The organism is Tsuneonella mangrovi (assembly GCF_002269345.1).
GTDB classification, from domain to species: Bacteria; Pseudomonadota; Alphaproteobacteria; order Sphingomonadales; family Sphingomonadaceae; genus Tsuneonella; species Tsuneonella mangrovi.
The window spans coordinates 146,421-173,414 of record NZ_CP022889.1 but is presented as its reverse complement, the minus strand read 5'-3'; the positions used below and the strand labels follow the sequence as shown (position 1 = coordinate 173,414).

The window sequence follows — 26,994 nt, the reverse complement described above, 5'->3', positions numbered from 1 at the left end:
CGCCTAGCATACCAACTCGGGATGGACTACAACCCCGCTGCATGACTGCAACGCTAGCCAACGTCAAAGCATTCGAGCCGCACACCATTCCGGGATCCCGGCGCGACCTTGAGGATGTCGACGTTGCTCATGTTCGCTCCGCGCTGGAGGAACACGGAGCGATCCTGCTCCGGGATTTCGCGACCTCAATCGATGGATTCGTCGATCTCGGTCGCCGACTTTGTCCGGTGTCCGTTCTCAACGAAAGTCCCAACCGCGCAATGATGGGGGAGAGAGGCCAGGCACAAACCGTCAATCTCGGCAATGATCCGTTCCCGCTTCATCCGGAGCTTGCTCGCGAACCATGGCGACCAGACGTGGCGCTGTTCGCTTGCTTTGATCCACCGTCGGTCGGCGGTCAGACCAACTTGTGCGACGGAATCGCGATCGCGCAGGGATTGCCTGACGAATTGCGCGCCAGACTGCAGGATGCGCTGCTGCTCTACATCAACGACGCATCGCCGGAGGCGTTGGAATTCTGGCTCGGCACGAGCACACCGGACGATCAATTACTAGCCAATCCGCCAGCCAGATGCCCGTACTGGTTTCGTCGGGTGCAGACTCGAATCTTGCGCGGCTTCACTCGCCCAGCGCTCGAACCCACCTTGTTCCAGGGCGAACCCGCCTGGTGCAATTTTGCCCTCTTTGCACGGGACTACCTCGGTTCGCGCAACTTTCCGCTGCTCAACGGACAACCGATCGACGATGACATGCTCGATACGGTTCGATCGGTTGCGCGCGCCAACACCTATGCCCATGCCTGGCAAGAAGGGGACGTGCTAGTGGTCGACAATACCCGTTTCATGCACGGGCGCCGTGCAATAGCGGACGCGTCGGGCCGCCAGATTGCCACCTTTTTCGGATACCTTGAAGGAATCGCGAACCGCCCCGGAGAGCCGGAAAGCCCGATTTGGCGAAAGGAAATGTTCGTTCCGCCGGACAAACCGGAAGGCAACTGAGGCAGTCGCAACCCCCTTGCCGCTACCTTGACCGTTGCTCAGCAAAGATAGTCGCTGCGAAAATCGCTGGCGAATGCGGCAAATCTCTGCCGTCCGATCGCATCGCGCATCGCCGCCATAAGTTGCTGGTAAAACGACAGGTTGTGCTCGGTCAGGAGCATCGCCCCAAGCATCTCCCCGGCCTTGGTCAGGTGGTGTAGATAGGCGCGCGAATAAGTGCCGCACACATCGCAATTGCATCGATCGTCGAGCGGCGCGGTGTCTTCGGCATGGCGCGCATTGCGCAAGTTGAGCGGCCCTGCCCAAGTGAACGCCTGTCCGTTACGCCCCGAGCGCGTCGGCAGGACGCAATCGAACATGTCGATCCCGCGCTCGACCGCGCCGACGAGATCGTCGGGTTTGCCAACCCCCATCAGGTAACGCGGCCGGTCTTCGGGCAGCATCGCCGGCGCGAAATCGAGCGTCGCGAACATCGCTTCCTGCCCTTCGCCCACTGCCAGACCCCCGACCGCATAGCCATCGAAGCCAATGTCGATCAGTTGCTCCGCGCTTTGGCGGCGAAGCTCCTCATCGAGCGCGCCCTGTTGGATTCCGAACAGCGCCGCGCACTCGGCGTGCTCTTCGCCCGCGTCGAACGCATCGCGGCTGCGCTTCGCCCAGCGCATCGACAGATCCATGCTGGCGGCGATTTCGCTGCGCGGCCGATCGGCGCGCGGGCATTCGTCGAACGCCATGACGATGTCCGAGCCGAGCAGGCGCTGTACCTCCATCGACCGCTCGGGCGTGAGCATGTGCTTCGACCCGTCGATATGGCTGCGAAACTCAACTCCCTGCTCGGTCAGCTTTCGCAAGTCCGACAGGCTCATCACCTGGTAGCCGCCGCTGTCTGTCAGGATCGGCCGGTCCCAGTTCATGAATGCGTGGAGTCCGCCGAGCCGCGCGATCCGCTCGGCCCCGGGGCGCAGCATCAGGTGATACGTATTGCCGAGGATGATATCGGCGCCGGTCGCGCGCACCGTTTCGGGCTTCATCGCTTTGACCGTTGCCGCGGTTCCCACCGGCATGAAAGCGGGCGTACGAATCTCGCCGCGCTGCATCGCGATCCGCCCGGTCCGGGCCTTGCCGTCGCGCGCATCGACGGAGAAGGCAAAGCGCGCCATGCTGATGCCGTCAGAAACCGTAAACGATCGTCACCCGGCTAAGGGTGTCGGTCGAAACCCCGCCGACTGGCGGATTGCTGTCATAATCGACGGTATAGGAAAATCGCGTGCTCAGGCGGTCCGAAACCTTCGCTTCGAGACCGGAAACCAGATTGATCGACGTATTGCGCGAATCGATGATCGCCACGGCGGTGGTGCCGGTCTCCGCAACGGCGTTGGCGCCCTGGGAGAACTTGAGACGATCGGTAATCTTCCAGTTGAAATCGAGGCCGAGCAATCCGGCCAGCCGATCGTCGTAGGTTCCGTCTTCGTAGCTGGTAAATCGATAGGCCGGGCCGGCCTTGATCGACAGGTCGACATCATCGGCATCGATCATCTGGTATCCGATACCGCCGGAAACCGAATACCTGCCCGAATATCCCTGGATACGGTCGCGCTCGAACTGCCCAAGACCATAGATGAAAACGTGTTTGTTGATCACGTAGTTGGGCTCGTAGGACGCAAACAGGCGTTCGCGCGAAGTAATTCCGTTCGACCGCTGGTAGTCCGCGCTGGCCTTGATCTTGTGGTTCCACTTGATCCCAGTGCGCTTGAGCGTGAGCGACGCGCTGATACCGGAATCGTCTCCATTGCCGGTGGAGCGGAATGCACCGAGTTCGCCTTTGCCAGTCCAGCGTTCGAACATTCCGGCATGCCGGATCGCTTCGGTTTCCTCTTCCTTCTTCCGCGTCGCCAGCTTTGCCTGGTCATCGAGGAACGCCTGATTGAGCGCGTCGATTTCTGCGATGTCGTCAGGATTGGTGGCCTTGGCGGCCTCGATGACAGCGGCAACCTTGTCCTTGTTGCCGGTCGAAATCGCAGCGGCGATCATCGCACGAACCGGATCGGGCAGCTCCGCTTGGGCCGGCACGGCTATCGTCAACAAGCCGGTAGCCAGCGACAAGGCAAATGTGTGGCGAATCCCCATGACTCCGCCCGGTTAGCGGTTCAGCTTCGCAGCCGCCACCCCGTTCGGAAAATCACCGCAATCACACCGACGCAGGCTGCCAGGAAAGCGATGGTCAGGCCGAGCGAGGTAACGATCGACACGTCGGATTGGCCGTAAAAGGTCCAGCGCAGCCCGCTCACCAGGTAGACGATCGGGTTGAACAGCGCGATGGTCTTCCACGGTTCGGGAAGCATGTCGATGGAATAGAACGTCCCGCCAAGGAACGTCAGCGGAGTGAGGAACAACATCGGGATGATCCCGAGCTTCTCGAAATTGTCCGCCCAGATCCCGAGGATAAAGCCGAACAGGCTGAAGCTTGCGGCCACCAGCACGATGTAGATCACAGCGAGAATCGGATGAGCGATCGAATAATCGACGAACAGCCGCGCGGTTGCGAGAATGATCGCCGCAAGGATCAGGCTCTTGGTTGCAGCAGCACCAACGAAACCCACCAGCGTCTCGGCCACGCCAACCGGCGCACTGAGCAGTTCGTAGATCGTCCCGGTAAAGCGCGGCATATAGATGCCGAAGCTCGAATTGCTGGTGGTCTCGCCAAGCAAGGTCAGCATCATCAGGCCGGGAATGATGAATGCGCCGTAGCTCACCCCGCCGAGGTCCGGCATCCGGTGCCCGATCGCCGCCCCGAACACGATGAAGTAGAGCGAGGTCGTGAGCACCGGTGCGAGTACCGACTGGAAAGCGGTACGCAAAAAACGGATCAGCTCGCGGGTGTAGATCGACCAGGTGGAACGCCAGTTCATCGGATCAGGCCTCCTCACCCAGCAGCGACACGAAGATGTCTTCAAGGCTGCTCTCGCGCGTCTCGATCCCGGTGTAGTCGATCCCCGCGCGGGTCAGAGCCTTGACCAGTCCGGCGACTTCGGCCTTGCCGCGCCCGGTCCCGTCGCCGCCGCGATAGCAAAGCTCCATCCCGTCCGCTGCCAGCTCGACCGGCAAGCTGGCGATGGTAGCAGGAATCTCATCGAGCCGGGCGGCAAGCGCAATGTGCGCTTCGGTCCGGCCAAGCCGCGCCATCATCGACTCCTTCTCGTCCACCATCAGCAGCCGCCCGCGATTGATGATCCCGACCCGGTCAGCCATCATTTCGGCTTCTTCGATGTAGTGGGTGGTAAGGATGATCGTCACGCCGCGCGCGCGCATCTCGTCGATGATCGCCCACATGCCCTTGCGCAGCTCGACATCGACGCCAGCGGTGGGCTCGTCGAGGAACAGGAGATCGGGCTCGTGCGCCAGCGCCTTGGCGATCAGCACGCGCCGCTTCATCCCCCCGGAAAGCGCACGGATCTGTTCGTCTTTCTTGTCCCACATGGCCAGCGAGCGCAGGATCTCCTCGATCCGCCCCCGATCGGGAGCCAGCCCGAACAGCCCGCGCGAATAGGAGACTGCGCGCCACACGGTCTCGAACATATCGGTCGCGATTTCTTGGGGCACCAGCCCGATCCGACCACGCGTACCGCGCCAGTGCGTCGCCAGGTTCTCACCGAATGCGTGGATCGTGCCGTCAGTGATCCGCACCAGCCCGCAGACCGCGCCGATCAGGGTCGTCTTGCCCGCGCCATTGGGGCCGAGCAGCGCGAAAATCTCACCCTTGCGGATCGACAGGTCGACCCCGTCGAGCGCTCGCAGTCCACCCGGATAGACCTTGGTCAGGCCCTTGATATCGAGAATCGTTTCCATCGCGGCGAAAGGTGGCATTTCGCCACCGGAATGCAAGCTCATGGCAGCAACAAGGAAGAATCGCCGTAGCTGTAAAAGCGATACCCCTCGCCAATGGCATATGCATACGCCGCCATCATCCGCTCACGGCCCATCAGGGCGCTGACCAGCATCATCAGCGTGGAGCGCGGCAGGTGGAAATTGGTCATCAGTCCGTCGATCGCCTTGAAGCGATAGCCCGGTGTGATGAAGATCGCGGTATCGCCCGCGAATGGACGGATCGTTCCATCTTCATCGGCTGCACTTTCGAGCAGGCGCAGCGAAGTCGTCCCGACTGCTATCAGTCGTCCCCCGCCCCGGCGAGCAGCGTTGAGCCGTTCGGCTACCTCGGGTTCGATCCGGCCCCACTCCGCGTGCATCCGGTGATCGTCGGTATCGTCCGCCTTGACCGGAAGGAATGTGCCCGCACCGACATGCAGTGTCAGGGTTTCGCGCCCGATCCCGGCAGCATCGAGCGCTGCAGTCAGCTCGGGCGTGAAGTGGAGTGCCGCCGTCGGGGCTGCTACCGCGCCATCCTCGCGCGCAAACATCGTCTGGTAGTCGCTCTTGTCCGCCTCGTCGGTGGCACGTTTGCCAGCGATGTAGGGCGGCAGCGGCATCCGCCCTGCGCGCTCGAGCAGCACTTCGACCGGTTCCTCGCCAGCGAATGCAAGGGTCCAGCTGCCATCTTCATGATGCATCTCGGCGATGGCCGAAACACCCGCCTGAAACTCGATAGCGTCGCCATGGTGCAAGCGCTTGGCATTGCGAATGAATGCCTGCCAGCGCCGCAAATCGATCCGCTTGTGCAGGGTCGCTCCGATCCGCGCTTCGCCACGCCGGCCTTCAAGCTGCGCGGGGATCACCCGGGTATCATTGAAGACCAGCACATCGCCCGAGCGCAGGAATGACGGCAGGTCGCGCACGATGCGATCGGAAAGCGGGGCGTCCTGCCCTTCGACCACCAGCATGCGCGCAGAGTCGCGCGGCCGCGCCGGACGCAGGGCGATCAGGTCCTGGGGAAGCTCGAAATCGAACAGGTCAACGCGCATGGCACGCGCCCCTAGGCGCAGCGCGGCGCGATGGAAAGGTCACTGCTGCGCCGAAGCATCCTTTTGCGGTGCGTTCAGCATGTCGGCGGTAACCGGGCCGTCGTCGTTCGCCGGTTTGGGCGGCGGAGCAAACTTCTGCGGCTTGTTATCGGCCGCGATCGATGCCTGGACGATGTAAGTCGGGTCTGCGGGCGGCTCGCCACGGTGGATCGCGTCGACCCCGTCCATCCCCGAAATCACCCGACCGAAGTTGGTGTACTTCTTGTCGAGGCTGAAGCGCGGGTAGAACATAATGAAGAACTGGCTGTTGGCGCTATCGGGGTCGCTCGCGCGCGCCATCGAGACCGAACCGCGCAAATGCGGCATCGGGTTGAATTCGGCCTTCAGGTCGGGAAGCTTGGACCCGCCCCTGCCGGTGCCGGTCGGATCCCCGGTCTGCGCCATGAACCCGTCGATCACGCGGTGGAAGATCACGCCATCGTAGAACCCCTGGCGGGTAAGCGTCTTGATCCGCTCGACCGCATTGGGCGCCCAGCTCGGCATCAGGCGGATCGCGACCCGCTTGCCGTTCGACAGGTCGAGCAGGAGGATGTTCTCCGGATCGTCCTTCATGTTGAAATCGACCGGCGGATAGACCTTGGGCTTTTCCGGTGCGGCATCGGCCTTGTCCTGCGCGAGCGCGACCGAGGAAGTAAGGGCCAGCACGGCAAGCGCACAGGCGGCAATCAGGCGTTTGAGCATCGGTTTTCCGTAAGCCTATAGATAATTGACGCTGGCCCTAGCGGGCGCGGACTGTCGGATCAATGAATGACGTTCACAGGTCGCCGCGGCGCCCCAACTTGGCGACACGCGATTTCACATCCTCGCGCACCTGCGAACTCACGAACGGTGCGATTTCTCCGCCGAACATGGCGATTTCCTTGACCAGTTTCGACGCGATCGGCTGGAGCGAAACGTCGGCCATCAGGAACACCGTCTCGATGTTCTCGTTGAGCTGCTGGTTCATCCCGGCCATCTGGTATTCGTACTCGAAATCGGCGACTGCGCGCAGACCGCGCACGATCACGCTAGCCCCCATCTTCTCCGCCCAGTGCATCAAGAGCGCATTGAAACCGACGACTTCGACGTTTTCGAGCCCGAGCGAGGCAACTTCGCGTTCGACCATCGCCATCCGCTCTTCCGGAGAGAACATCGGGTTCTTGCTGGGATTGGTCGTGACCCCGATGATAAGCTTGTCGACCAGCTTGCTGCCGCGCCGGATGATGTCTGCGTGGCCCAGCGTGATCGGGTCGAAAGTGCCCGGATAGATGCCAATGCGATCTGCCATTAACGGTCCCTATATACGATAAACCGCGCCAATGCGCGCAACAGGTCGGCTTCGGAGCCGTAAATCGCCAAGTGACCGATGGCCTGCTCGACAAGAGCCTTTGCCTGGTCCCGGGCCTGCTCCACCCCCATCAGCGATACGAAGGTGGCCTTGCCTGCACCTTGGTCCTTGCGCAGTGCCTTTCCCGTGGACGCTTCGTCACCTTCGACGTCGAGCAGATCGTCGGCGATCTGGAACGCAAGGCCAATATCACGCGCGAAATTGTGCAAATGCCCGCGCTGGTCGCGCGGTACGCGCCCGAGGATCGCCCCCATCTCTACTGCCGCGCCGAGCAGCGCACCGGTCTTGAGTTGCTGGAGGCGGGTGATCGTGTGGAGATCGTAATCGGCACCCTCTGCCATGATATCCATCATCTGGCCGCCAGCCATCCCGCCGAAACCGCTGGCCGAGGCGAGCGTTTCGATCAGCTCGGCGCGAACGTAGGGATCGCCGCTGGTTTCGGGCATCGACAGGATTTCAAACGCCAGCGCGTGGAGCGCATCGCCCGCCAGCACAGCGGTCGCGACATCGAACGCCTTGTGCACGGTCGGCTTGCCGTGGCGCAGATCGTCGTCGTCCATGCATGGAAGATCGTCGTGGATAAGCGAATAGGCGTGGATCGCTTCGACCGCGCAGCCCGCGCGTTCGGCCAGATCGCGGTCGACGTTATAGAGCGCAGCCGTCGTCACCGTGAGCAGTGGTCGCACGCGCTTGCCGCCACCGATCACGGCATAGCGCATCGCTTCAACCAGCCGGGCGCGCGAATCGTCGGGGATCGGCAGGAACGCATCAAACCGTGCATCGACATCGGCCTGGATCCGCGCGAACGCTTCGGCCAGTTGCAGATCTGCCTCAGGTTGCTGGTCAGCCATCGGCGTCGAACGGGGCGGTTCCGGAGATGGACCCGTCTGGGCCGGCAACAATCTTCTCGATCCGCGCTTGCGCTGCATCGAGGCGCGCCTGGCAATGCTTCCGAAGGGCCTCGCCCCGCTCATAGAGGTCGATCGACGCATCAAGCGGAACATCGCCGCTTTCAAGCCGGCGCACGACGTCTTCAAGCGCGCCAAGCGCCGCCTCGAAAGTCATCTGCGAAATATCGGAAACATCCTCTGCCATTTCGACTGCATGCATTGACCGTCCGCCGCCACCGGGTCAAGCTGCGAGAGGTGGAGGAAACCGAATGAAATGGATCGTCGCTTACGCAACATGCTTTCTGATCTTCGGCATGATCGACGCCATGTGGCTCAGCTGGTCTGGACCGAACCTCTACCGGCCAGTCCTCGGTTCGATTCTCGCAGATGAGTTCCGGCTCGCTCCCGCAGCCCTGTTTTATCTTGCCTATGTTGCTGCAGTCGTCTGGTTTGCGGTGCAAGCGGGCATGTCGCGAGGCATCGGGCATGCCGCCATAAATGGAGCCATTCTCGGGGCAATTGCTTACGGTACTTACGATCTGACCAACCAGGCCACCATGAAGGTCTGGGCTACTTCCGTGACAATAATAGACATCGCTTGGGGCTCGTTCGCCACAGCCCTTTCAGCAACGATAACCACTTGGGTCGTAAGGAGAATGCACTGATGTTCATCGGCCACTGGTCCGCCGCCTTTGCCGCTCGTGCCGCCAGCGACAGGTCTCCCAAGCTGGGCACGCTGTTCGTTGCTGCACAGTTGGTCGACTGGGCATTCTTTATCTTTGTGCTGCTCGGCATCGAGCACATGCGGTTCGTTCCCGGGATCACAGCGATGAACCCGATGGACTTGTATGACATGCGATTTACCCACAGCTTGATCGGATCCTGCATCTTTGCTGGCGCCTTTGGCGCGATTGTCTGGGTATTCACGCGCGACCGGTTTGCCGCACTGATCGCGGCAATGGTTGTGCTGTCGCACTGGCTGCTCGACCTGCTGGTCCACCGTCCTGACCTCACTATCGACGGGGCCCCGCCGATGTTTGGGTTCGGCTTATGGAACTACCCGTGGATCGAAATGCCGCTCGAGCTTGGCCTCACCTACGGCGCGATGTGGTGGAACGCGCGACGGACCGACGGCCCCCCGCTTCCGCTCGTCATTCTCGGGCTCGTGATGCTGGCGATGCAAGCGTTCAACTGGTTCGGACCGCCGCCCGAAGCGGGCGCGGCGGTGGCACCGATGGCGGTACTGGGGTTGGTCGGATACGCCGTCGCGACCGCGCTGGCATGGTGGGTGGGGACAACCCGCCGGCATCGCTGAAGGTTGGGCTAGCGACTCCCGTCCGCGCTCGCTAAGGGCGCGGGCATGGCCGAAATCACACCGGACGTCGTCGAGGCCCACGGCCTCAGCCCCGAAGAATACGAGCGCGTGCTTCATGCACTGGGGCGCGAGCCCAATCTTGTCGAACTGGGCATCTTCTCGGTCATGTGGTCCGAGCACTGCAGCTACAAGTCGAGCCGCTTGCACCTCAAGAAACTGCCTACCGAGGCCCCGTGGGTGATTTGCGGGCCGGGCGAGAACGCGGGCGTAATCGATATCGGTGACGGGCAGGCGGCGATCTTCAAGATGGAGAGCCACAACCACCCGAGCTACATCGAGCCCTACCAGGGTGCGGCAACCGGCGTCGGCGGAATCCTGCGCGACGTGTTTACGATGGGCGCACGACCAGTCGCGAATGCCAACGCGCTGCGATTCGGGAGGCCCGAGCATCCCAAGATGAAGCATCTGGTGCAGGGCGTAGTCGCGGGTATCGGTGGCTACGGCAACTGCGTGGGCGTGCCGACGGTATGTGGCGAGACGAATTTCCACCCGGCTTACGACGGCAACATTCTTGTCAACGCGATGACCGTGGGCGTCGCCGATGCCGACAAGATATTCTACTCGGCCGCAACAGGCGTCGGCAATCCGATCGTTTACGTCGGTTCGAAGACCGGGCGCGACGGGATCCACGGCGCAACGATGGCAAGCGCCGATTTCGCCGAGGATGCGGAGGAAAAACGCCCGACCGTGCAAGTCGGCGACCCGTTTACCGAGAAGCTGCTGATCGAAGCCTGCCTGGAACTGATGGCGACCGACGCGATCGTCGCGATCCAGGACATGGGCGCAGCGGGCCTCACCAGCTCGAGCGTCGAGATGGCGACCAACGGCAAGGCGGGCATCCGGCTCGACATGGACAAGGTGCCGTGCCGTGAAGAGGGCATGACGCCCTACGAAATGATGCTGAGCGAGAGCCAGGAGCGGATGCTCATGGTTTTGAAGCCCGGCAAGGAAGAGATGGCCGCCGAGATCTTCCGCAAGTGGGAGCTCGACTTCGCGGTCATTGGCGAAGTGACCGACACGCAGCACATGGTGCTCGAATTCGGCGGCGAGGTGGTGTGCGATATCCCGCTCGGCCCGCTTGCGGCAGACGCACCCGAATACGACCGCCCCTGCCTCTCGAAGGCCGACTACAAGGCATGGGCCAATGTCAAACCGCTGTCCGACCGGCCCAAGAGCGCCGATATCGGGGCAGACCTGCTCAAGATGATGGCCAGCCCCGCCCTCGCCTCGCGCGGATGGATCGCCGAACAGTACGATAGCCAGGTCGGCGCAGACACGCTGCAGACCGGCGGCGATGCCGGCGTAGTCAGGGTCCACGGCACCAGGAAGGCTCTGGCGATCACCACCGATTGCACCCCGCGCTACGTTTACGCGGACCCTTATGAAGGCGGGAAGCAGGCGATTGCCGAAGCCTATCGCAACCTCTCCGCGGTGGGTGCGCGCCCACTGGCAGTGACCAATTGCCTCAATTTCGCCAACCCGCAGCGGCCCGAGATCATGGCGCAATTCGTCCATGCACTCGAAGGCATGGGCGAGGCGTGCCGTGCGCTCGACTTCCCGATCGTCAGCGGCAACGTCAGCCTTTACAACGAAAGCAAGGCGACCGGCGGCGGCTCGGCGATCCTGCCGACCCCGGCGATTGGCGGCGTCGGATTGATCGACGACTATGCCACTCTCGCGAGCATGGCATTTAAGGATGGCGCGCAGAAAATCATGCTGCTTGGTGCCGACCCCAAATGCATTCCGCACATCGGGCAATCGGCGTGGCTCGACATCTGCCACGGGATGTCGGCAGGCGAACCGCCCAAGGTCGATCTCGCCAAGGAGCGCCTGCACGGCGAATTCGTCCGCCAGCTGATTGCCGACCAAATCGTGACTGCGGTTCACGATGTGTCCGACGGCGGTATCCTGGTCGCAGTGGCCGAAATGGCGCTCGCGGGCGGGCATGGTGCGCACCTCGTCACCGGCGCGTTCGAGGACTACGTCGACAGCGAGAAGATCCATCACGCCTGGTCGGTGTTTGCCGAAAACCAGGGTCGCTATCTCGTGACCGAACCACACGATTCGCACGTCGTCGAGAAGATGGCGGAGGATGCCGGGGTAGGCTGCTGCTTCATCGGCTGGACCGGCGGCGACGTAGTCCGCATCGGCCCGGACGACCAGACGACCATCGCCAAGGTCACGCTCGATGAATTGCGCACAGCGCACCAGAGCTTCTTTGCCGGCTGGATGGGTGGCTAGTCGCGCATGTTGCTGGCACAACCGGCACCATGACTACCGAGCAACCGTTCCCGGCCCTGCCCGCATTTCCCAACGAAGAGCGCGTCGCACGCGCTCGCGCCGCATATGAGCGACTTGCCACGCGACGCACGTGTCGCGCATTCACCGCCGATCCGGTGCCGCGCGAGGTGATCGAAAGCGCCATCCGGGCAGCCGGTACTGCGCCCAGCGGCGCGAACCACCAGCCGTGGCATTTCGTCGCGGTATCGTCGCCCGAGGCGAAGCGCGAAATCCGGCTGGCCGCCGAGGCGGAGGAGCGCGATTTCTACGCTCACCGGGCAAGCCAGGAATGGCTCGACGCGCTCGCCCCTCTCGGCACCGATCATGACAAGCCGTTCCTTGAGACCGCGCCGTGGTTGATCGTCTGCTTCGCGCAGCGAAAGGGCGGGATCGAGGAAGACGGAGAGGCGACGAACTACTACGTGACCGAAAGCGTCGGGCTCGCCTGCGGCATGCTGCTGGCGACGCTACACGAGGCAGGCCTCGCGACGCTGACGCACACACCAAGCCCGATGGGCTTCCTGCGCGAGATTTGTGGCCGTCCGGCGCACGAAAAACCGCTGATGATTATCGTCGCCGGGCACCCTGCCCCCGACGCGACCGTGACCGAGCACGCGCTGCGGAAGAAACCGCTCGAGCAGATCGCCAGCTGGCTTTAGGCCGCGAGCGCCGCCTCACCTTCGGCGGGCATATTCTTGGCCATCAGATCGTAGGGATCGATCCCTTCGCTCCGCCAGACCTCGTGGCACTTCTTGTACCACTTGTGCTCCGCAATACCGAAACGCTTGCGCACGTCGGCAAGGTCCATCGCGAGCAGTTCGCGGATCGACATCTCGGCAATCGGCGGGCAAGCCTTCCCGATACGGTGCGCCTCGCGGACGGCACGGAATACCGGAGCCTTGCTTTTCACCGTCTTCTTGATGTTGGCCGCCCCCGCATAGCCGAGCAGCAAGTGTCCCGGTGCCGGGCTCTGGCCGTGGGTGAACAGCAGCACGCACTGCTCGCCGAGTGCATCGCGGCCATAACCCGTCAACACGTGTAGCAAGTCGTGCGTGTCGCGCTGGCGAAAGCCGTACCATTCCATGAGGTCGCCATAACGCGGACGGCCGGACTTCTCGGACTCCTCGACCAGGCCAGCTGCGGTCAGCCCTTCGCTCTCCATGAAATCGACGTACGCATGGGCAACACTGCCCTTGGGCAGCTTCCGCAAGGCGTCGTGATCGTCGAGGATCGATGGCAGGAACGGTTCGGATGCCCGCAGCGCTTCGCCGCGCTCGCTCAGCGTCAGTGACTGCGCGCGCGGACGAAAGTGCTTCGAAGGCAGCGCGTCATAGATCTTGAAGACCTGCGCGGTGTCTTCCTTGTCCTTGATCAGCTCGCGGAAGTGGTGAAGCGCCTTGCGCACATCGCGCTTGGGCATCTCGCGCGCGGGATCGCAGAACAGCGTGCCATCCGGCGCGCAGAGAGACGCGGCAACGGCGTTGGAAACAGTCGTGTGTTCGGTCATCGTGGGAACAGCCTTACTGACAGAATTGTCAATATAGCGTTTCAATCGGCAACTGAAAAGGTCAGTCGTCGACCGATCCCACCCATTCGTCGCGCGGAATGCCGAGCAGGTCGAGGATTGCAGTGAGGTCGCCGCGATCGATCGTGCCGTTGGACGCCGCCCGCGCCTTGGGTTTGGCGCGATAGGCGATGCCCCAGGTCGCAGCCTTCAACATGGGAATGTCGTTGGCGCCATCGCCGGCGGCCATACTCAGCGCTTCGCTTCCCAGCGCTGCCAGCTCTTCACGTAGGACCCGTTCCTTCACCGAGCTGTCGGTGATCGCGCCGACCAGCTTGCCGGTCAACTTTCCGCCCTCGACCTCGAGCCGATTGCCGACCACGCGCTCGAAGCCGATCGCCTCGGCCACCGGATCGGCGAAGTGATGGAACCCGCCGGTCACCAGAACCGTGCGGCACCCGTGGTTCTTGAGCGTTTCGACCAGCACGCGCGCGCCGGAATTGGGCCGAATGCGTTCGTCGAGACATTGCTGGATCGCGCTTTCTCCGAGCCCTTCGAGCAAGCCGACCCGTTCGCGCAGCGCGCTCTCGAAGTCGAGTTCCCCCTGCATCGCGCGTTCGGTGATTGCGGCGATCTGCGGCTTGATCCCGGCATAGTCGGCCAATTCGTCGATGCATTCCTGCCCGATCATCGTCGAATCCATGTCCGACACGAATACGTCGGGCACCCGCAGGTCGACCTGCGAGACCAGCATGTCCGCCGGAGCGAAATGCTCGTCGAGCACCCGGCGCAGCACCTTCGGTTCGCCTGTCGGTAGGGCAAGTTGGAGCACGTCGCCGCAGAAATCGAGCATGACGGCTGCCGCAATGCGCATCCCTTCGCCCTCGATCGCGGCGCTGGCGGCGTCGAGACGTGTTTCAAGCCCTTGCGGGTCTGCTATCAGACGAGCGATGAGCATTGGAAATTCTCCGCGGACGTTCGGATCGGGGCCGCCGGTCGCGCTCATTGCAGGGCCGACAGCGAGCGGCAAGAGCGATCTGGCAGTGCGATTGGCAAAACTGCGCGAAAGCCGTGGATTGCACTCGGTGGTGATCAATGCCGACAGTGCGCAAGTCTATGCCGACCTTGCGGTGCTGAGCGCACGGCCGAGCGAGGCCGAGATGGCTGGAGTCCCGCATCGCCTGTTCGGCACTTGGGACGGTGCGGAGGCGTGTTCGTCCGCCGATTGGGCCGCCGCGGCCAAGGCCGAAATTACAGGGGCGCATTCCCTCGACGCACTGCCAATCCTGGTCGGTGGGACCGGACTTTACATTCGCACCTTGCTCGACGGGATTGCGCCGATCCCGCCAATCGAGCCCGCCGTGCGCAAGGAGGTTCGCGCCCTGCCGGTAGCGCAAGCCTATGCAGCGCTCGAGAGCGTGGATCCCGAACGCGCAGCGCAAGTCTCTCCCAACGACACCACGCGGATTGCCCGGGCGCTGGAAGTCGTGCGCTCGACCGGACTCCCCCTCGCCCATTGGCAAGCCCGCAAGGAAGGCGGGATTGCCAGCGTTATCGCCCTCGCCCCGGCAATCCTGACAGCCGAGCGCATGTGGCTCTACGATCGATGCGACCGCCGGTTCGTGGCGATGATGGACGGTGGAGCAATCGAGGAGGTGGAGCGTCTGCTCACCCGCGATCTCGACCCGGCCCTTCCGGTGATGAGCGCAATCGGCGTACCGGAGATCGCTGCCATGCTTCGCGGTGACCTGCAGCGCGACGACGCAATCGCTGCGGGGCAACAGGCGACGCGGAACTACGCCAAACGCCAGTTCACCTGGTTTCGCCACCAGTGCCCGACGTCATGGCCGCGCCTCCAAGCTGAAAATTCCGATCTTGGAGATAATTTTGAAACTTTATTTCTAAATTATGGCTTGACATGACATTTAGTGACCCGTAGGGCGCACTCGACTCGAATTGAGAGGAGACCCGGTGCGCCCCCCAACGCACCGGGTCGATTTTTTGGAGTAACGCGCCTAGGGGCCAACCAGCCCCGGCCGGAAGGAAGAGTTGAAGTGGAAGAGCGCAGCGGCGCCAGCATCCTTGTCGAAAGCCTCGTGCAGCAGGGAGTCGAATTCGTGTTCGGCTATCCCGGCGGCGCGGTGCTGCCGATCTACGACGAACTGTTCAGCGACAAGCGCATCCGCCACATCCTCGTGCGGCACGAAGCGGGCGCGGCGCACGCTGCCGAAGGTTATGCCCGCTCGACCGGCAAGCCCGGTGTTGTGCTCGTTACCTCCGGCCCCGGCGCGACCAACGCGGTGACCGGCATCGCAGATGCGTTCATGGATTCGATCCCGCTGGTGGTCATCACCGGTCAGGTCGCCACACCGCTGATCGGCACCGACGCGTTCCAGGAAGCCGATACCATTGGCATCACCCGCCACTGCACCAAGCACAACTACCTGGTGAAGGACCCGGCGAAGCTGCGCGCGACGATCGAGGAAGCGTTCCGCATCGCCACTACTGGCCGCCCGGGGCCGGTGCTGATCGACATTCCCAAGGACGTGCAGGTCGCGCTCGCCTCGTGGGCCGCGCAGGACGACACGAAGCCCAATTCCTCGCGCTACAACCCACCTTCGGTTGCCGCGCCCGATGAGATTATCGATGCGGTCGAGCTGATCGCCAATGCCGAACGCCCGGTGTTCTATACCGGCGGCGGCGTGATCAATTCCGGCCCGCGCGCGAGCGAGCTACTGCGCCAGCTGCAGGACCTGACCGGTGCCCCGCTCACCAGCACGCTGATGGGCCTCGGCGCATTTCCGGCAGACCACCCCGACTGGCTCGGGATGCTCGGCATGCACGGCACCTACGAAGCCAACATGGCGATGAACATGTGCGACGTGATGGTCTGCATCGGCGCGCGGTTCGACGATCGGGTGACCGGTCGGCTCGATGCGTTCAGCCCGGATTCGAAGAAGATCCACATCGATATCGACCGCGCGAGCATCAACAAGACCGTGCCGGTCGACCTGCCGATCCTCGGCGATTGCGCCGCGGTACTGGAACAGATGGTCTCGGCCTGGGGTGGCCGCCGGGCGAAGGATCTCGGCGAATGGAAGGCGCGCATTACCGGCTGGCGCGCGCGCGAAAGCCTCGCCTACCCCGAAAGCAAAGCGGAGATCATGCCGCAGAAGGCGATCGAGCGGCTGTTCGCGCTGACCAAGGATGCTGACCCTGTGATCACCACCGAAGTCGGCCAGCACCAGATGTGGGCCGCTCAGTACTTCGGCTTCTTCGGGCCCAACCGCTGGCTGACCAGCGGCGGGCTCGGCACGATGGGTTATGGCCTTCCGGCGGCGATCGGTGCGCAGCTCGGCAACCCGGGCAAGCTGGTGATCGACATCGCCGGCGAAGCGAGCATCCAGATGAACATCCAGGAACTCGGCACTGCGAGCCAGTACCGCCTGCCGGTGAAGGTGTTCATCCTCAACAACGAATACATGGGCATGGTCCGCCAGTGGCAGGAACTGACCTACGAATCGCGCTATTCGAACTCGTATTCGGACAGCCTGCCCGACTTCGTGCGGCTCGCTGAGGCCTATGGCTGGAAGGGTATCCGCATCGAGGACGAAGCGGGTCTCGACGCAGGCATCCAGGCGATGCTCGACCACGACGGGCCGGTAATCGTCGACTGCCTGGTCTCGAAGGAAGCCAACTGTTTCCCGATGATCCCCAGCGGCGCGGCGCACACCGAGATGCTGCTCTACGGCGACCGCGTTGCGGGCACGATGAACGACGAAGCGAAGGCGCTGGTGTGATGGGTTGGCTACTCATTGCCGCTCCGCTCGCCGGAGCCGTTTGGCTCGCTGTACTCGGCGTCCGGGACCTCCGACGCAAGAACTTCGCTTGGGGTCTAGTCAGTCTGCTGATCGCATTCGGATTGGTGGTTATGCCGATCCCGACCCACTCAATCGTCGTAGACCTTCCCGGGAAGGCCAAATGAAAATCAAAACCGACCAGGGCGAGCGACACGTGCTCGCGATCACCGTCGACAACGAAGCAGGCATCCTCGCCAAGATCGCGGGGCTGTTCACCGCGCGCGGCTACAACATCGACAGCCTGACGGTGGCCGATATCTCGGAAGACCATGCGGTCAGCCGGATCACTATCGTCACCAATGGCCCGCCGCCGGTGATAGACCAGATTCACGCCCAGCTCGAGCGGCTGGTTCCGGTGCACAAGGTCGTCGACCTGACCGAGGCCGGCGCCCACGTCGAGCGCGAACTGGCGCTGGTGAAGGTCTCCGGGACAGGCGAAAAGCGGGTCGAGGCGCTGCGCCTCGCCGATATCTTTCGCGCCCGACCGGTCGACACGACTACCGAGAGCTTCATCTTCGAAATCACCGGCCCGCCCGACAAGGTCGACAGCTTCATCGGCCTGATGCGCGAACTCGGGCTGGTCGAAGTCGGCCGCACCGGGATCGTCGGCATGATGCGCGGCACCGGGGGAGCTTGAGCCACCCGAAGAAAAATTCCGTCGCTCGCCGGTGGCGAGCGGCCTAACCGACCGAGCATAACAACACTGGACACGACTGCCCCGGGCGAGCGCCGGGAGTGACGAGGAAACCGAAATGAAAGTCTATTACGACGCCGACGCCGACCTGAATCTGGTCACCGACAAGAAAATCGCGATCGTCGGCTATGGCAGCCAGGGCCACGCACACGCGCAGAACCTGCGCGACAGCGGGGTCAAGGAAGTCGCCATTGCCCTTCGCGAAGGTTCGTCCACCCGCAAGAAGGCCGAGGGCGCGGGCTTCAAGGTATTGACCAATACCGAGGCCGCAGAGTGGGCCGACGTGCTGATGATCCTCGCCCCTGACGAGCACCAGGCAGCGATCTGGGACAACGATATCAAGGGCCACATGCGCCCCGGCAGCGCGATCGCCTTCGCGCACGGGCTCAACATCCACTTCGGCCTGATCGAGCCGCCCGCCGACATCGACGTGATCATGATCGCGCCGAAAGGCCCCGGCCACACCGTGCGCAGCGAATACCAGAAGGGTGGCGGCGTGCCGTGCCTGATCGCGGTCCACCAGGATGCGACCGGCAACGCCCACGACGTCGCGCTCGCCTACGCCAGCGGCGTCGGTGGCGGCCGTTCGGGCATCATCGAAACCAACTTCAAGGAAGAGTGCGAAACCGACCTGTTCGGCGAGCAGGCGGTGCTGTGCGGCGGCATCACTCACCTGATCCAGGCAGGTTTCGAGACGCTGGTCGAGGCCGGCTATGCGCCGGAAATGGCCTATTTCGAGTGCCTGCACGAGACCAAGCTGATCGTCGACCTGCTGTATGAAGGCGGCATCGCCAACATGCGCTATTCGATCTCGAACACCGCCGAATACGGCGACATCACCACCGGCCCGCGGATCATCACCGACGAGACGAAAGCGGAGATGAAGCGCGTGCTGGCCGATATCACTTCGGGCCGGTTCGTGAAGAACTTCGTGCTCGACAATCGCGCCGGCCAGCCCGAACTCAAGGCTGCTCGCAAGGCTGCTGAAGCGCACCCAATCGAACAGACCGGCGCTCGCCTGCGCGCGATGATGCCGTGGATCGGGGCGAACAAGCTGGTCGACAAGGAAAAGAACTAGCGCCCACTCCACCGCCGGAATCGAAACGGCCCCGACGCGAGTCGGGGCCGTCTTGCTATTGGCAAAGGGAAATCCCTGGCTCAGCCCTTCTTGTCGTCCTTCTCCCACTCGCGCTCGCGCAACTTGAGGATCGACTGGCGCCGCTCTTCGAACCTCGGCCCGAGGAAATCGTAGAAGAACCAGTCCTTCATGTGGAACGGGGTAGCGAAATAGAGCAGCCGCTCGAACAGCGTCCATTGCTTGCCGCTGCGACGGTCCGACGGCTGGCACCAGAAATCGCGCGCATAGATCGCGTCGCCGAGCTTGAAGACCCGCTGCATCACCTCGTGATCGTTGAGCACATAAGGCCACAGCTTGAGCGAATAGCCGCCCGCCTTGCGGAACACGTCGGTGCGGAAGCAGAACCCGTAGCCGCCGGTGTGCGCCTGCTTGCGGAACACCTTGCTCTCCAGCACCCGCAGCGCCATCCGCCGCCGGTTCGCGAGGCTATGCGGATTGCCGTAAAGGTCCATCGCCATCGCCGCGACGATGCCGGGCTTGGCATTCGCTAGAAGCCGGGCGGCGACCGCCATGTAGTGCGGCGGGTAATAGGTATCGGCATCGCACGTCGCCAGGAATTCTGTCTCGACGTGATCGATCCCCATCTCGATCGCCGGGACCGCACCTTGCACCGTCTGGAGCAGGTGGATCGTCTCGATATCGGGATACTTCGCCATGACTTCGCGAGCGATGTCGCCCGAACCGTCTGTCGAATTGTTATCGACGAGGATCAGCTTGAAGTCGCGGAATTCCTGCTGGCCGAGCGAGTCCAGCGTCGCGCCGAGAAAGTCCTTCTCGTTGTAATAGGGCATGACGATCGACCAGCGCACGCCACCCGTTGCTGCGTCGCTCATCCCTTCTCTCCCGCGATTACCTTGTTGAACAGCGCCAGCGCCCGTCCGCAGGCTTGGTCCATGTTGTAGTAACTGTAGTCGGCCAGTCGTCCGGCGAACAACGTGCCGCTGTCGTCCCTGTCGGCGAGATCCTGGTACTTCTTGAGCAGCTTGCGATTAGTCTCGGTCGGGATCGGGTAATACGGTTCGTTCTCGCCCGGCGTGTAGGCTTGCGGATATTCGTAGATCTGGATGCTGGCATCGCTCTGCCGGGTCGGCGGTGCGAGATAGCTCTGTTCGGTGATCCGGGTAAAATCGAACTCGTTGGGATAATTGATTGTCGCGGCGCGCTGCGCAACGCCCTGGTTCCCGCGTCGCACGTCAAAGCGCAGGCTGCGATAGGGCAGCGCCCCATGCTCGTGACCGAAGAACTCATCGATCGGGCCGGTGAAGATCGTGCGGGTCGAACGCACGCTTTCCGGCAAGGCGAAGTAGTCCGCCTCGAGCTCCACAGTGATCAACGGGTGGTCGAGCATCCGCTCGAACATCGCGGTGTACCCATCGACCGGCATCGCCTGGTAGACGTCCTGGAAATAGCGGTTGTCGCGGCTGATCAGGATCGGAACGCGCGCGGTCACCTCGGGGTTGAGCTGTTCGGGCGAGAGGTCCCACTGCTTCCTGGTGTAGTTGAGGAACACCTTGTCGTAGACGAAGTCGGCCAGGTCGCGCAGCACCGGATCGTCGGTCTCGCGCAGTTTGAGGATCGGCACCCGCTTGCCGAAACCGACCCGGTCCACCAGCGCGTCGATCGCCCGCTGGGCGAGACCGTGCGGAAACAGCGCCTCGATCGTGTTGATGTTGAACGGCAGCGGCACGTAGTGCCCGTCGATGTGCGCGAGCACGTGGTGGAAATACGGCCGCCACTCGGTGAACTGGCTGAGATAGTCCCAGATCGCCTTGCTGTTGGTGTGAAAGATGTGCGGGCCATAGAGATGCAGCAGCGAGCCATCTTCCTGCCGCACGTCATGGGCGTTGCCGCCGATGTGGTTGCGCCGATCGATCAGCAGCACCTTCTGGCCCAGCTGGCTAGCAATGCGTTCCGCCAACGTCGCACCGACATACCCGGCACCGACGATCAGCCAATCATGTTTCGGCAAATGACGTCCCCATCACTCGGACTGTGTGACCGGGCGCTCTCCTAGTGGCAAGCTCCGCACTTGGAAACCCTTCGAAGAGCTTCGGGCCACCTCTACCGAAGGACCAAATTTGCCGTTGCCTCGCGCGGCAATGCGCCGCATAGAGACCGCATGAGCGTTTTCGCGCGCCTAAACCTGCTTCGACTTACGCGCCCTTAGGCGCGAACCTTCGCCTGCGTCCAGCGCAGGGCAGACCGCCTAAGGGCTGACAAAACGAAATGATCTGAACAGGATGCGCGCGACCAAGAGGTCCGTGCGCGAGACGACAAGGCAAAACGCAATCTCATGTTGAAAGACCCTTCGGCCAAGTATCGGCCCTTCCCGCAAATCGATTTGCCCGACCGCCAATGGCCGGGCCGCGCGATCACGACTCCGCCACGCTGGCTCAGCACCGACTTGCGCGATGGCAATCAGGCGATTGTCGACCCGATGGACGCGGTGAAGAAGAACCGCTTTTTCGACCTACTGGTGGAAATCGGCGTGAAGGAGATTGAGGTCGGTTTCCCGAGCGCGGGCGCAACCGAATTCGACTTTATCTCCGAGCTCGTGCGTTCGGGCCGCATTCCCGATGACGTAACGGTGCAGGTGCTCACGCAAAGCCGCGAAGACCTGATCCGCACCAGCTTCGAGAGCCTCGAAGGAGCGAAGCAGGCAATCGTCCACCTTTACAATGCAGTGAGTCCGGCCTGGCGCGACATCGTATTCCGGATGAGCCGCGACGAAGTGCGCGATATCGCAGTCCACGGCGCGAAGGTCCTGCGCGACGAAGCCGCCAAGCGCCCTGATACCGACTGGCATTTCGAATACAGTCCGGAAACCTTCTCTACCTCCGAGCTCGATTTCAGCGTCGAGGTGTGCAGCGCAGTGATGGACGTGCTCCGGCCCACTCCCGATCATCCGATCATCTTCAATCTGCCCGCGACGGTCGAAGCGGCGACGCCCAACATCTACGCCGACCAGATCGAGTATTTCTGCCGCCACATTCCCAATCGCGAAAGCGTGATTGTCAGCCTCCACACGCACAACGACCGTGGCACCGGCGTCGCTGCTGCGGAACTGGGCCTGATGGCAGGTGCCGACCGCGTCGAAGGCTGCCTGTTCGGAAACGGCGAGCGCACCGGCAACTGCTGCCTGGTGACAGTTGCTCTCAACATGTACACGCAAGGCATTGATCCAAAGATCGATTTCTCAGACATCGATCGGATCATCGAGACCGTCGAATACTGCAACCAGATCCCGGTCCACGAGCGTCATCCTTACGGCGGCGAGCTGGTGTTCACCGCCTTTTCGGGCAGCCACCAGGACGCGATCAAGAAGGGATTCGAGGCTCACGACAAGCAGAACGACGAACAATGGCGGGTTCCATACCTGCCGATCGATCCGGCAGACCTCGGTCGTAATTACGAAGCCGTCATCCGGGTCAACAGCCAGTCCGGCAAAGGCGGCTTCGCGTGGGTGCTCGAGCAGGACCAGGGCCTCAAACTGCCCAAGAAGATGCAGGCGGACTTCTCGAAACATGTCCAACGCATGGCCGACGAACTGGGCCGCGAACTCAACGCCAGCGACATCTGGGACGCTTTCCGCAAGGCCTACCACGTTCAGGTCCGCCCCAAGCACTTCCAGCTGGTCGACTACGAAGAAGGCAAGGCAGCAGACGGTACGCGTGTATTCGCCGGGACGATCGAGGTCGATGGGCAGCTCCGCTCGGTGTCGGGGCGCGGAAACGGCCTGATCTCGTCGGTCCTGTCGACGCTCAAGGAGGCGTTCGGGGTCGACCTCGAGGTCGTCGACTACACCGAACACGCATTGCGTACCGGAACCGACGCGCGCGCTGCGGCCTATCTCGAATGCACCGACAGCGCGGGGCGGACGATCTGGGGCTGCGGCATCGACGAGGATATCGCCACCGCCAGCGTGCGCGCCGTGCTTAGCGCAGCCAATTCGGCCGCCGCTTTGGCAAATTGAGATCAGTCGCCAGTCAGGATCCGTTCGACGAGTTGCTTCACTGTCGGGGTGAAGTTGTTCGAATAGAACGGGTCCTGCTTGAAGCGGTATGCCGCATGGCCCGCAAAGGCGAGGTTCTCGTCCGGATCGCCGCCGTGGGCGATGTCCTGCAAGGTCTTCTGGATGCAGAAGCTACGCGGATCGGCCAGCCGACCGGTGGTGTTGTTGTCGTGGTCCTTCCAGCTCGAGAACTGGCAGTGTGACAGGCAGCCCATGCATCCCTGCTGGTCGGCACGGATCTGCTCGGCCTGTTCGGGCGTCGTGAATACCACGGTATCGTCGGGCGTCTTGAGTGGCTCGGTAAAGCCTTCGTGCATCCACGCCTGTGCCTTGCGCTGGTCACCGGGGTGGACGTAGAAATACTTCGCCTTGCCGTGGTCCGTTAACGGGATCGTGCCGTCTTCCTCATCGCGCTTGAAAATTGGTATCTGCCGCTCGCTGCGGTGCATCAGATCGTAAAGGAACGGGGTCTTGACCGCGCTCGAATAAAACCCGGTCGGGCTGAACTTGTGGAGCAGCACGTCGCCTGGCTCCACCGTGCGGAGCATCTCCTTCCACACTTGCGGGATCGGGCTTTCCTCGGTCAGCAGGGGACGGGTGCCGAACTGGAACATGATCTGGCCGAGCTCGGGGTTGTCGATCCAGTTTTCCCATTCACGCAGGAACCATACGCCTCCCGCCATGACGATCGCAGTATCTTCCGAAACGCCTTCTGCGCGCATCGTTTCGCGCAGTGCCTTCACGCGCGGATATGGGTCTTCGGGCTTTCGCGGGTCTTCGGCGTTCGAAAGGCCGTTGTGACCGCCTGCCAGCCAGGGATCTTCATAGACGACCGCTGCCATCAGGTCCGGAACCTTGGAATAGCTGCGTTTCCACAGCGCGCGGAACGCCCGTGCGGAGCTGATGATCGGAAGGTAATAGACGTTATGCTTCGCGGCGATCTCGGCCAGCTTGTAGGGCATTCCCGCCCCGCACGTGACGCCGGTGATCAGGCCAGGGCAGTTTTCCAGCACCCCTTCGAGCACTTGCTGGGCACCGCCCATTTCCCACAGCACGTTGATATTGATCGCACCCTTGCCGCCTGCGATCTCGTGCGCGCGCTTTACCTGCTCGGTTGCGCCATCGATCGCATAGCGGACGAGCTGATCGAAGCGTTCCTTGCGCGTCGCTTGCGGATAAACTTGCGGAATCGGGTTGCCGTCTTCGTCGTAGCTGTCCGCATTCACGGCGCTGACGGTACCGATTCCGCCAGCGGCGGCCCACGCTCCCGAACTCGCGTGGTTGGTGGCTGAAACGCCCTTGCCCCCTTCGATCAGCGGCCAGACTTCACGGCCGCCATACTGGACGGGTTTCAACCCCTTGAATGCCATCGAATTACTTCTTCCGTTCCCGATCTAGTGCGACTCTTGGGCACCTGCGGACTGATCGCGGCTGCAGGGCTTGATTTGTTTGGGTTCAGGCCTCGTAGCGGCTCGTTTGAACTGTGCATAGTACCCCGCCAGTTCGGGCGCGTCCTTGAAGGTGTCGAGCTTGAAGCCGACGCGCTCGAATTCGCATGCGAGCAGCAGCGGATCGATGCCGTGCTGTCCGCTTGGCCGGTCGACATCGACCACGATCACCAGGCCGTCCGGCTTGAGCGCGGGCCACAAGTGCCAAAGGAACGCGTATGGTTCCTTCACTTCGTGGAACATGTGAACCATGAATATCCGGTCGAAGCTGTGCTCGGGGAGTTTCGGATCATCCTCGGTTCCGAGCTTGACCGAGACATTGTCGAGCCGCTCGCGCTCGATCCGCTGGCCGAGGCGCTCCAGAGCGGCGCGGTCGATATCCTCGGCAAGCACCCGGCCCTTCCTGCCCACCTTTCCAGCCAGCCGAACCGTGTAATACCCTTCGCCTGCACCGATATCGGCCACTGTCATCCCGGGCCTGATCTCCGCCAGCGCCATGACCCGCCGCGCTTCACCCACGCTATCACGCTGGACCTCGCTCGAATACTGGCTGCCGGAAAGAGCGGAAACCGGCCGATTGGCGCGTGGGAAATCGCGCGCTTCGGGCGAGCGGGTGTTGTCCTGGCTGGCCTGCTGGCAAGCGCCGATCATCATCGCCAAGGCCAATGCGCAAGCCGGGAGGGCGCGCATGCGAATCATTCGACGTCCTCGACCTCGACCTTCTCGCCGGTCACCCGCTGCGCCAGCGCCGCCGAGATGAACGGATCGAGTGCCCCGTCGAGCACGTCGTCAGGCGAGGTCGAGACCACGCCAGTGCGCAGGTCTTTCACCTGCTGGTATGGCTGTAGCACATAACTGCGGATCTGGTGGCCCCAGCCGATGTCGCTCTTTTCCTGGTATTCCCCACTCGCTGCAGCTTCTCGTTCGGCCATTTCACGCTCGAACAGCCGTGCCTTGAGCATCGACATCGCGGTGGCGCGGTTCTTGTGCTGGCTGCGGTCGTTTTGGCTGGCGACGACGATCCCGGTCGGCTGGTGGGTAATGCGCACCGCCGAATCGGTGGTATTGACGTGCTGCCCGCCCGCTCCGCTCGCGCGATAGGTATCGATCTTGAGGTCGCTTTCGTTGATCTCGATTTCAATGTCGTCGTCGATCACCGGATAGACCCACACCGAGCTGAACGAGGTGTGCCGCCGCGCCGAACTGTCGTACGGGCTGATCCGCACGAGCCGGTGCACGCCGCTCTCGGTCTTGGCGTAGCCGTAGGCGTTCTCGCCCTTCAGCAGCAGAGTGGCGGACTTGATCCCGGCGGCATCGCCCGCCTGGTATTCGACCGTCTCGACCTTGAAGCCCTTGCGCTCCGCCCAGCGGGCATACATCCGCAGCAGCATTTCGGCCCAGTCCTGGCTCTCTGTGCCGCCAGCGCCGGCGTGGATTTCGAGGTAGGTATCGTTGGCGTCGGCCTCACCCGAAAGCAGCGCCTGGACCTTGTCCGCGTCCGCCCGGTCAGCCAGCTTCTGCAGGCTCGCAAGGCCATCGGCAACAATGTCGCCCTCGCCCTCGGCCTCGCCCATTTCGACGAATTCGATCGCGTCGGCCATCTCTTGCGAAATCTCGTTGACTGTGCCGATTGCGGTTTCGAGTTGCTTCTGTTCGCGGCCGATTGCCTGGGCTTCCTTGGGATTGTCCCACAGCGTCGGATCCTGGACGCGCGCGTTCAGCTCCTCGAGCCTGCGAACGGCGCGATCCCAGTCGAGCGACTGGCGCACCAGCGCGAGCGCGGCTTCGATACGGTCGATATTGGCCTGCCCTTCGGCACGCATGGTCATTTTACTCCAGCACGATGTGTCGCCCGCCTAGACGAGACGGGCGATCTGCGAAAGAGCAGCGCGCGCGCCGCCCCGATGGTATCGATTCAGTGGTGTTCCTGCGCGAGCTTTTTCACCGCAGCCAGCGTGAGCTTGACGTGATCCTTGTAGTCCATGTCGGAATGAACAAGCACGATCTTGCCTGACTGGTCGATCACATAGCTGGTGCGGCTGGTAAGACCAGTGTCCTTGCCGTCCCTCACCAAGTGAACATCGTAGGCATCGTCGATCGCAGGGGTCGCAGCACCGACAGGGAACTTGTTGCGACACTCGAGCACCGAGAACTTCTTGAGCTCATCGAGATTGTCGTTCGACAACCCGATGATCGTCGCCCCCAGTTTTTCGAATTCGGGCGTTGCTTCGGCAAATGCGTGCGCTTCCAGCGTGCACCCGGGAGTGAACGCCTTAGGGAAGAAATAAAGCACGACCGGCCCCTTCGCGAGCGCAGCCTTGAGGTTGAAGGCAAAGGCTTTGCCGCCAAGCGCCGCTTGCGTAGCGAACGTCGGCGCCGAGGCTCCGACTGGCAGCTCGGCTCTCGCCGGGCTGGCAGCAAGCGCGACACCCGCTAATGCGGCAAATACGATTCTGTTCATCGTCTGCGATCCTTCTGCTGGACGAAGCTTG

At 62.7% G+C, this 26,994-nt stretch carries 27 protein-coding genes; 10 read left to right on the top strand and 17 right to left on the bottom strand.

Annotated elements, in window-relative coordinates; all coding sequences use genetic code 11:
- The first annotated feature begins 41 nt into the window (after nt 1–41).
- On the top strand, nt 42–998 hold the full coding sequence (locus tag CJO11_RS00825; protein WP_205651081.1) for a TauD/TfdA family dioxygenase: 957 nt from the start codon (nt 42–44) through the stop codon (nt 996–998).
- A gap of 38 nt (nt 999–1,036) precedes the next feature.
- Here CJO11_RS00825 and tgt read toward each other — a convergent pair whose 3' ends face one another.
- The 9 genes from tgt to CJO11_RS00780 form a co-directional block, all read right to left on the bottom strand.
- A complete protein-coding gene (tgt, locus tag CJO11_RS00820) occupies nt 1,037–2,158 on the bottom strand; it encodes a tRNA guanosine(34) transglycosylase Tgt (RefSeq protein ID WP_095011003.1) in 1,122 nt (373 codons plus the stop codon).
- A 10-nt stretch (nt 2,159–2,168) separates the two neighbouring features.
- Nucleotides 2,169–3,068 carry a DUF481 domain-containing protein gene (locus tag CJO11_RS00815; RefSeq protein ID WP_240504510.1) on the bottom strand — a complete coding sequence of 300 codons (900 nt, stop codon included), beginning with the start codon at nt 3,066–3,068 and terminating at the stop codon, nt 2,169–2,171.
- Nucleotides 3,069–3,145: 77 nt separating this feature from the next.
- Entirely contained in the window at nt 3,146–3,907 is a 762-nt protein-coding gene (locus CJO11_RS00810; RefSeq protein ID WP_095011001.1) for an ABC transporter permease, read from the bottom strand.
- Nucleotides 3,908–3,911: 4 nt separating this feature from the next.
- On the bottom strand, nt 3,912–4,844 hold the full coding sequence (locus tag CJO11_RS00805) for an ABC transporter ATP-binding protein (RefSeq protein ID WP_095013134.1): 933 nt from the start codon (nt 4,842–4,844) through the stop codon (nt 3,912–3,914).
- Nucleotides 4,845–4,882: 38 nt separating this feature from the next.
- A complete protein-coding gene (queA, locus tag CJO11_RS00800) occupies nt 4,883–5,914 on the bottom strand; it encodes a tRNA preQ1(34) S-adenosylmethionine ribosyltransferase-isomerase QueA (RefSeq protein WP_095011000.1) in 1,032 nt (343 codons plus the stop codon).
- Nucleotides 5,915–5,953: 39 nt separating this feature from the next.
- The gene (locus CJO11_RS00795) at nt 5,954–6,655 is read right to left on the bottom strand and encodes a peptidylprolyl isomerase (protein WP_095010999.1); all 702 of its coding nucleotides are present in this window, start codon (nt 6,653–6,655) and stop codon (nt 5,954–5,956) included.
- A gap of 73 nt (nt 6,656–6,728) precedes the next feature.
- The gene (gene coaD / locus CJO11_RS00790) at nt 6,729–7,241 is read right to left on the bottom strand and encodes a pantetheine-phosphate adenylyltransferase (RefSeq protein WP_095010998.1); all 513 of its coding nucleotides are present in this window, start codon (nt 7,239–7,241) and stop codon (nt 6,729–6,731) included.
- Nucleotides 7,241–8,152 carry a polyprenyl synthetase family protein gene (locus CJO11_RS00785; RefSeq protein ID WP_095010997.1) on the bottom strand — a complete coding sequence of 304 codons (912 nt, stop codon included), beginning with the start codon at nt 8,150–8,152 and terminating at the stop codon, nt 7,241–7,243. Before CJO11_RS00785 ends, coaD begins: the two co-directional genes overlap by 1 nt.
- Nucleotides 8,145–8,411, bottom strand: coding sequence for an exodeoxyribonuclease VII small subunit (locus CJO11_RS00780; protein ID WP_240504509.1), 267 nt, complete (start codon nt 8,409–8,411; stop codon nt 8,145–8,147). Before CJO11_RS00780 ends, CJO11_RS00785 begins: the two co-directional genes overlap by 8 nt.
- Nucleotides 8,412–8,460: 49 nt before the next feature.
- Here CJO11_RS00780 and CJO11_RS00775 point away from each other — a divergent pair, with 49 nt between their 5' ends.
- Genes CJO11_RS00775 through CJO11_RS00760 form a run of 4 tightly spaced genes read left to right on the top strand, consistent with a single transcriptional unit; the run spans nt 8,461 to nt 12,505 of the window.
- Nucleotides 8,461–8,856, top strand: a complete 396-nt coding sequence (locus CJO11_RS00775; protein ID WP_095010996.1) for a DUF2177 family protein — start codon at nt 8,461–8,463, stop codon at nt 8,854–8,856.
- Complete coding sequence (locus tag CJO11_RS00770; RefSeq protein WP_095010995.1) at nt 8,856–9,506, top strand: hypothetical protein; 651 nt, start codon at nt 8,856–8,858, stop codon at nt 9,504–9,506. The genes CJO11_RS00775 and CJO11_RS00770 overlap by 1 nt, the downstream gene beginning before the upstream one ends.
- A gap of 45 nt (nt 9,507–9,551) precedes the next feature.
- The gene (gene purL, locus CJO11_RS00765) at nt 9,552–11,807 is read left to right on the top strand and encodes a phosphoribosylformylglycinamidine synthase subunit PurL (RefSeq protein ID WP_095010994.1); all 2,256 of its coding nucleotides are present in this window, start codon (nt 9,552–9,554) and stop codon (nt 11,805–11,807) included.
- 29 nt (nt 11,808–11,836) lie between these two features.
- Nucleotides 11,837–12,505 carry a nitroreductase family protein gene (locus tag CJO11_RS00760; protein ID WP_095010993.1) on the top strand — a complete coding sequence of 223 codons (669 nt, stop codon included), beginning with the start codon at nt 11,837–11,839 and terminating at the stop codon, nt 12,503–12,505.
- Here CJO11_RS00760 and CJO11_RS00755 read toward each other — a convergent pair.
- Both CJO11_RS00755 and serB read right to left on the bottom strand, forming a co-directional pair.
- The gene (locus CJO11_RS00755) at nt 12,502–13,353 is read right to left on the bottom strand and encodes a Coq4 family protein (RefSeq protein WP_095010992.1); all 852 of its coding nucleotides are present in this window, start codon (nt 13,351–13,353) and stop codon (nt 12,502–12,504) included. The two genes, CJO11_RS00760 and CJO11_RS00755, sit on opposite strands and share 4 nt — an antisense overlap.
- A gap of 61 nt (nt 13,354–13,414) precedes the next feature.
- A complete protein-coding gene (gene serB / locus CJO11_RS00750) occupies nt 13,415–14,308 on the bottom strand; it encodes a phosphoserine phosphatase SerB (protein WP_095010991.1) in 894 nt (297 codons plus the stop codon).
- On the opposite strand from serB, the gene miaA reads away from it, so the two are divergent.
- The 4 genes from miaA (at nt 14,301) to ilvC (ending at nt 18,982) form a co-directional block, all read left to right on the top strand.
- Entirely contained in the window at nt 14,301–15,272 is a 972-nt protein-coding gene (gene miaA / locus CJO11_RS00745) for a tRNA (adenosine(37)-N6)-dimethylallyltransferase MiaA (protein ID WP_095010990.1), read from the top strand. The two genes, serB and miaA, sit on opposite strands and share 8 nt — an antisense overlap.
- Nucleotides 15,273–15,404: 132 nt before the next feature.
- Nucleotides 15,405–17,150, top strand: coding sequence for a biosynthetic-type acetolactate synthase large subunit (ilvB, locus tag CJO11_RS00740; protein WP_095010989.1), 1,746 nt, complete (start codon nt 15,405–15,407; stop codon nt 17,148–17,150).
- A 181-nt stretch (nt 17,151–17,331) separates the two neighbouring features.
- A complete protein-coding gene (gene ilvN / locus CJO11_RS00730) occupies nt 17,332–17,847 on the top strand; it encodes an acetolactate synthase small subunit (protein WP_095010987.1) in 516 nt (171 codons plus the stop codon).
- Between the two features lie 115 nt (nt 17,848–17,962).
- Nucleotides 17,963–18,982 carry a ketol-acid reductoisomerase gene (gene ilvC / locus CJO11_RS00725; protein ID WP_095010986.1) on the top strand — a complete coding sequence of 340 codons (1,020 nt, stop codon included), beginning with the start codon at nt 17,963–17,965 and terminating at the stop codon, nt 18,980–18,982.
- 80 nt (nt 18,983–19,062) lie between these two features.
- Here the strand turns inward: ilvC and CJO11_RS00720 are convergent, their stop codons facing one another.
- A complete protein-coding gene (locus CJO11_RS00720; protein ID WP_095010985.1) occupies nt 19,063–19,875 on the bottom strand; it encodes a glycosyltransferase family 2 protein in 813 nt (270 codons plus the stop codon).
- Complete coding sequence (glf, locus tag CJO11_RS00715) at nt 19,872–21,011, bottom strand: UDP-galactopyranose mutase (protein ID WP_095010984.1); 1,140 nt, start codon at nt 21,009–21,011, stop codon at nt 19,872–19,874. The genes CJO11_RS00720 and glf overlap by 4 nt, the downstream gene beginning before the upstream one ends.
- Nucleotides 21,012–21,335: 324 nt before the next feature.
- Between glf and leuA the strand changes: the two genes are divergently transcribed.
- Complete coding sequence (leuA, locus tag CJO11_RS00710) at nt 21,336–23,015, top strand: 2-isopropylmalate synthase (RefSeq protein WP_095010983.1); 1,680 nt, start codon at nt 21,336–21,338, stop codon at nt 23,013–23,015.
- 2 nt (nt 23,016–23,017) lie between these two features.
- Here leuA and CJO11_RS00705 read toward each other — a convergent pair whose 3' ends face one another.
- The 4 genes from CJO11_RS00705 to CJO11_RS00690 form a co-directional block, all read right to left on the bottom strand.
- Nucleotides 23,018–24,424, bottom strand: a complete 1,407-nt coding sequence (locus CJO11_RS00705; RefSeq protein WP_095010982.1) for an NAD(P)H-dependent flavin oxidoreductase — start codon at nt 24,422–24,424, stop codon at nt 23,018–23,020.
- A gap of 24 nt (nt 24,425–24,448) precedes the next feature.
- Nucleotides 24,449–25,201, bottom strand: a complete 753-nt coding sequence (locus CJO11_RS00700; RefSeq protein WP_095010981.1) for a class I SAM-dependent methyltransferase — start codon at nt 25,199–25,201, stop codon at nt 24,449–24,451.
- Complete coding sequence (prfB, locus tag CJO11_RS00695; protein WP_095013132.1) at nt 25,198–26,325, bottom strand: peptide chain release factor 2; 1,128 nt, start codon at nt 26,323–26,325, stop codon at nt 25,198–25,200. Before prfB ends, CJO11_RS00700 begins: the two co-directional genes overlap by 4 nt.
- A 92-nt stretch (nt 26,326–26,417) precedes the next feature.
- Nucleotides 26,418–26,963 (bottom strand): peroxiredoxin, encoded by a 546-nt coding sequence (locus CJO11_RS00690; RefSeq protein ID WP_095010980.1) that lies wholly within the window; start codon nt 26,961–26,963, stop codon nt 26,418–26,420.
- Between the last annotated feature and the right edge of the window lie 31 nt (nt 26,964–26,994).

Excerpts from the sequence above, each read along its gene's own strand:
- purL (WP_095010994.1), top strand. The coding sequence starts at position 9,552 with ATGGCCGAAATCACACCGGACGTCGTCGAGGCCCACGGCCTCAGCCCC.
- CJO11_RS00795 (WP_095010999.1), bottom strand. The coding sequence starts at position 6,655 with ATGCTCAAACGCCTGATTGCCGCCTGTGCGCTTGCCGTGCTGGCCCTT.
- CJO11_RS00770 (WP_095010995.1), top strand. The coding sequence starts at position 8,856 with ATGTTCATCGGCCACTGGTCCGCCGCCTTTGCCGCTCGTGCCGCCAGC.
- CJO11_RS00775 (WP_095010996.1), top strand. The coding sequence starts at position 8,461 with ATGAAATGGATCGTCGCTTACGCAACATGCTTTCTGATCTTCGGCATG.
- CJO11_RS00700 (WP_095010981.1), bottom strand. The coding sequence starts at position 25,201 with ATGATTCGCATGCGCGCCCTCCCGGCTTGCGCATTGGCCTTGGCGATG.
- CJO11_RS00805 (WP_095013134.1), bottom strand. The coding sequence starts at position 4,844 with ATGGAAACGATTCTCGATATCAAGGGCCTGACCAAGGTCTATCCGGGT.
- CJO11_RS00825 (WP_205651081.1), top strand. The coding sequence starts at position 42 with ATGACTGCAACGCTAGCCAACGTCAAAGCATTCGAGCCGCACACCATT.
- CJO11_RS00720 (WP_095010985.1), bottom strand. The coding sequence starts at position 19,875 with ATGAGCGACGCAGCAACGGGTGGCGTGCGCTGGTCGATCGTCATGCCC.
- CJO11_RS00780 (WP_240504509.1), bottom strand. The coding sequence starts at position 8,411 with ATGCATGCAGTCGAAATGGCAGAGGATGTTTCCGATATTTCGCAGATG.
- ilvC (WP_095010986.1), top strand. The coding sequence starts at position 17,963 with ATGAAAGTCTATTACGACGCCGACGCCGACCTGAATCTGGTCACCGAC.
- CJO11_RS00755 (WP_095010992.1), bottom strand. The coding sequence starts at position 13,353 with ATGACCGAACACACGACTGTTTCCAACGCCGTTGCCGCGTCTCTCTGC.
- CJO11_RS00760 (WP_095010993.1), top strand. The coding sequence starts at position 11,837 with ATGACTACCGAGCAACCGTTCCCGGCCCTGCCCGCATTTCCCAACGAA.
- leuA (WP_095010983.1), top strand. The coding sequence starts at position 21,336 with ATGTTGAAAGACCCTTCGGCCAAGTATCGGCCCTTCCCGCAAATCGAT.
- CJO11_RS00810 (WP_095011001.1), bottom strand. The coding sequence starts at position 3,907 with ATGAACTGGCGTTCCACCTGGTCGATCTACACCCGCGAGCTGATCCGT.
- CJO11_RS00705 (WP_095010982.1), bottom strand. The coding sequence starts at position 24,424 with ATGGCATTCAAGGGGTTGAAACCCGTCCAGTATGGCGGCCGTGAAGTC.
- prfB (WP_095013132.1), bottom strand. The coding sequence starts at position 26,325 with ATGCGTGCCGAAGGGCAGGCCAATATCGACCGTATCGAAGCCGCGCTC.
- queA (WP_095011000.1), bottom strand. The coding sequence starts at position 5,914 with ATGCGCGTTGACCTGTTCGATTTCGAGCTTCCCCAGGACCTGATCGCC.
- tgt (WP_095011003.1), bottom strand. The coding sequence starts at position 2,158 with ATGGCGCGCTTTGCCTTCTCCGTCGATGCGCGCGACGGCAAGGCCCGG.
- ilvN (WP_095010987.1), top strand. The coding sequence starts at position 17,332 with ATGAAAATCAAAACCGACCAGGGCGAGCGACACGTGCTCGCGATCACC.
- serB (WP_095010991.1), bottom strand. The coding sequence starts at position 14,308 with ATGCTCATCGCTCGTCTGATAGCAGACCCGCAAGGGCTTGAAACACGT.
- CJO11_RS00690 (WP_095010980.1), bottom strand. The coding sequence starts at position 26,963 with ATGAACAGAATCGTATTTGCCGCATTAGCGGGTGTCGCGCTTGCTGCC.
- coaD (WP_095010998.1), bottom strand. The coding sequence starts at position 7,241 with ATGGCAGATCGCATTGGCATCTATCCGGGCACTTTCGACCCGATCACG.
- CJO11_RS00785 (WP_095010997.1), bottom strand. The coding sequence starts at position 8,152 with ATGGCTGACCAGCAACCTGAGGCAGATCTGCAACTGGCCGAAGCGTTC.
- miaA (WP_095010990.1), top strand. The coding sequence starts at position 14,301 with ATGAGCATTGGAAATTCTCCGCGGACGTTCGGATCGGGGCCGCCGGTC.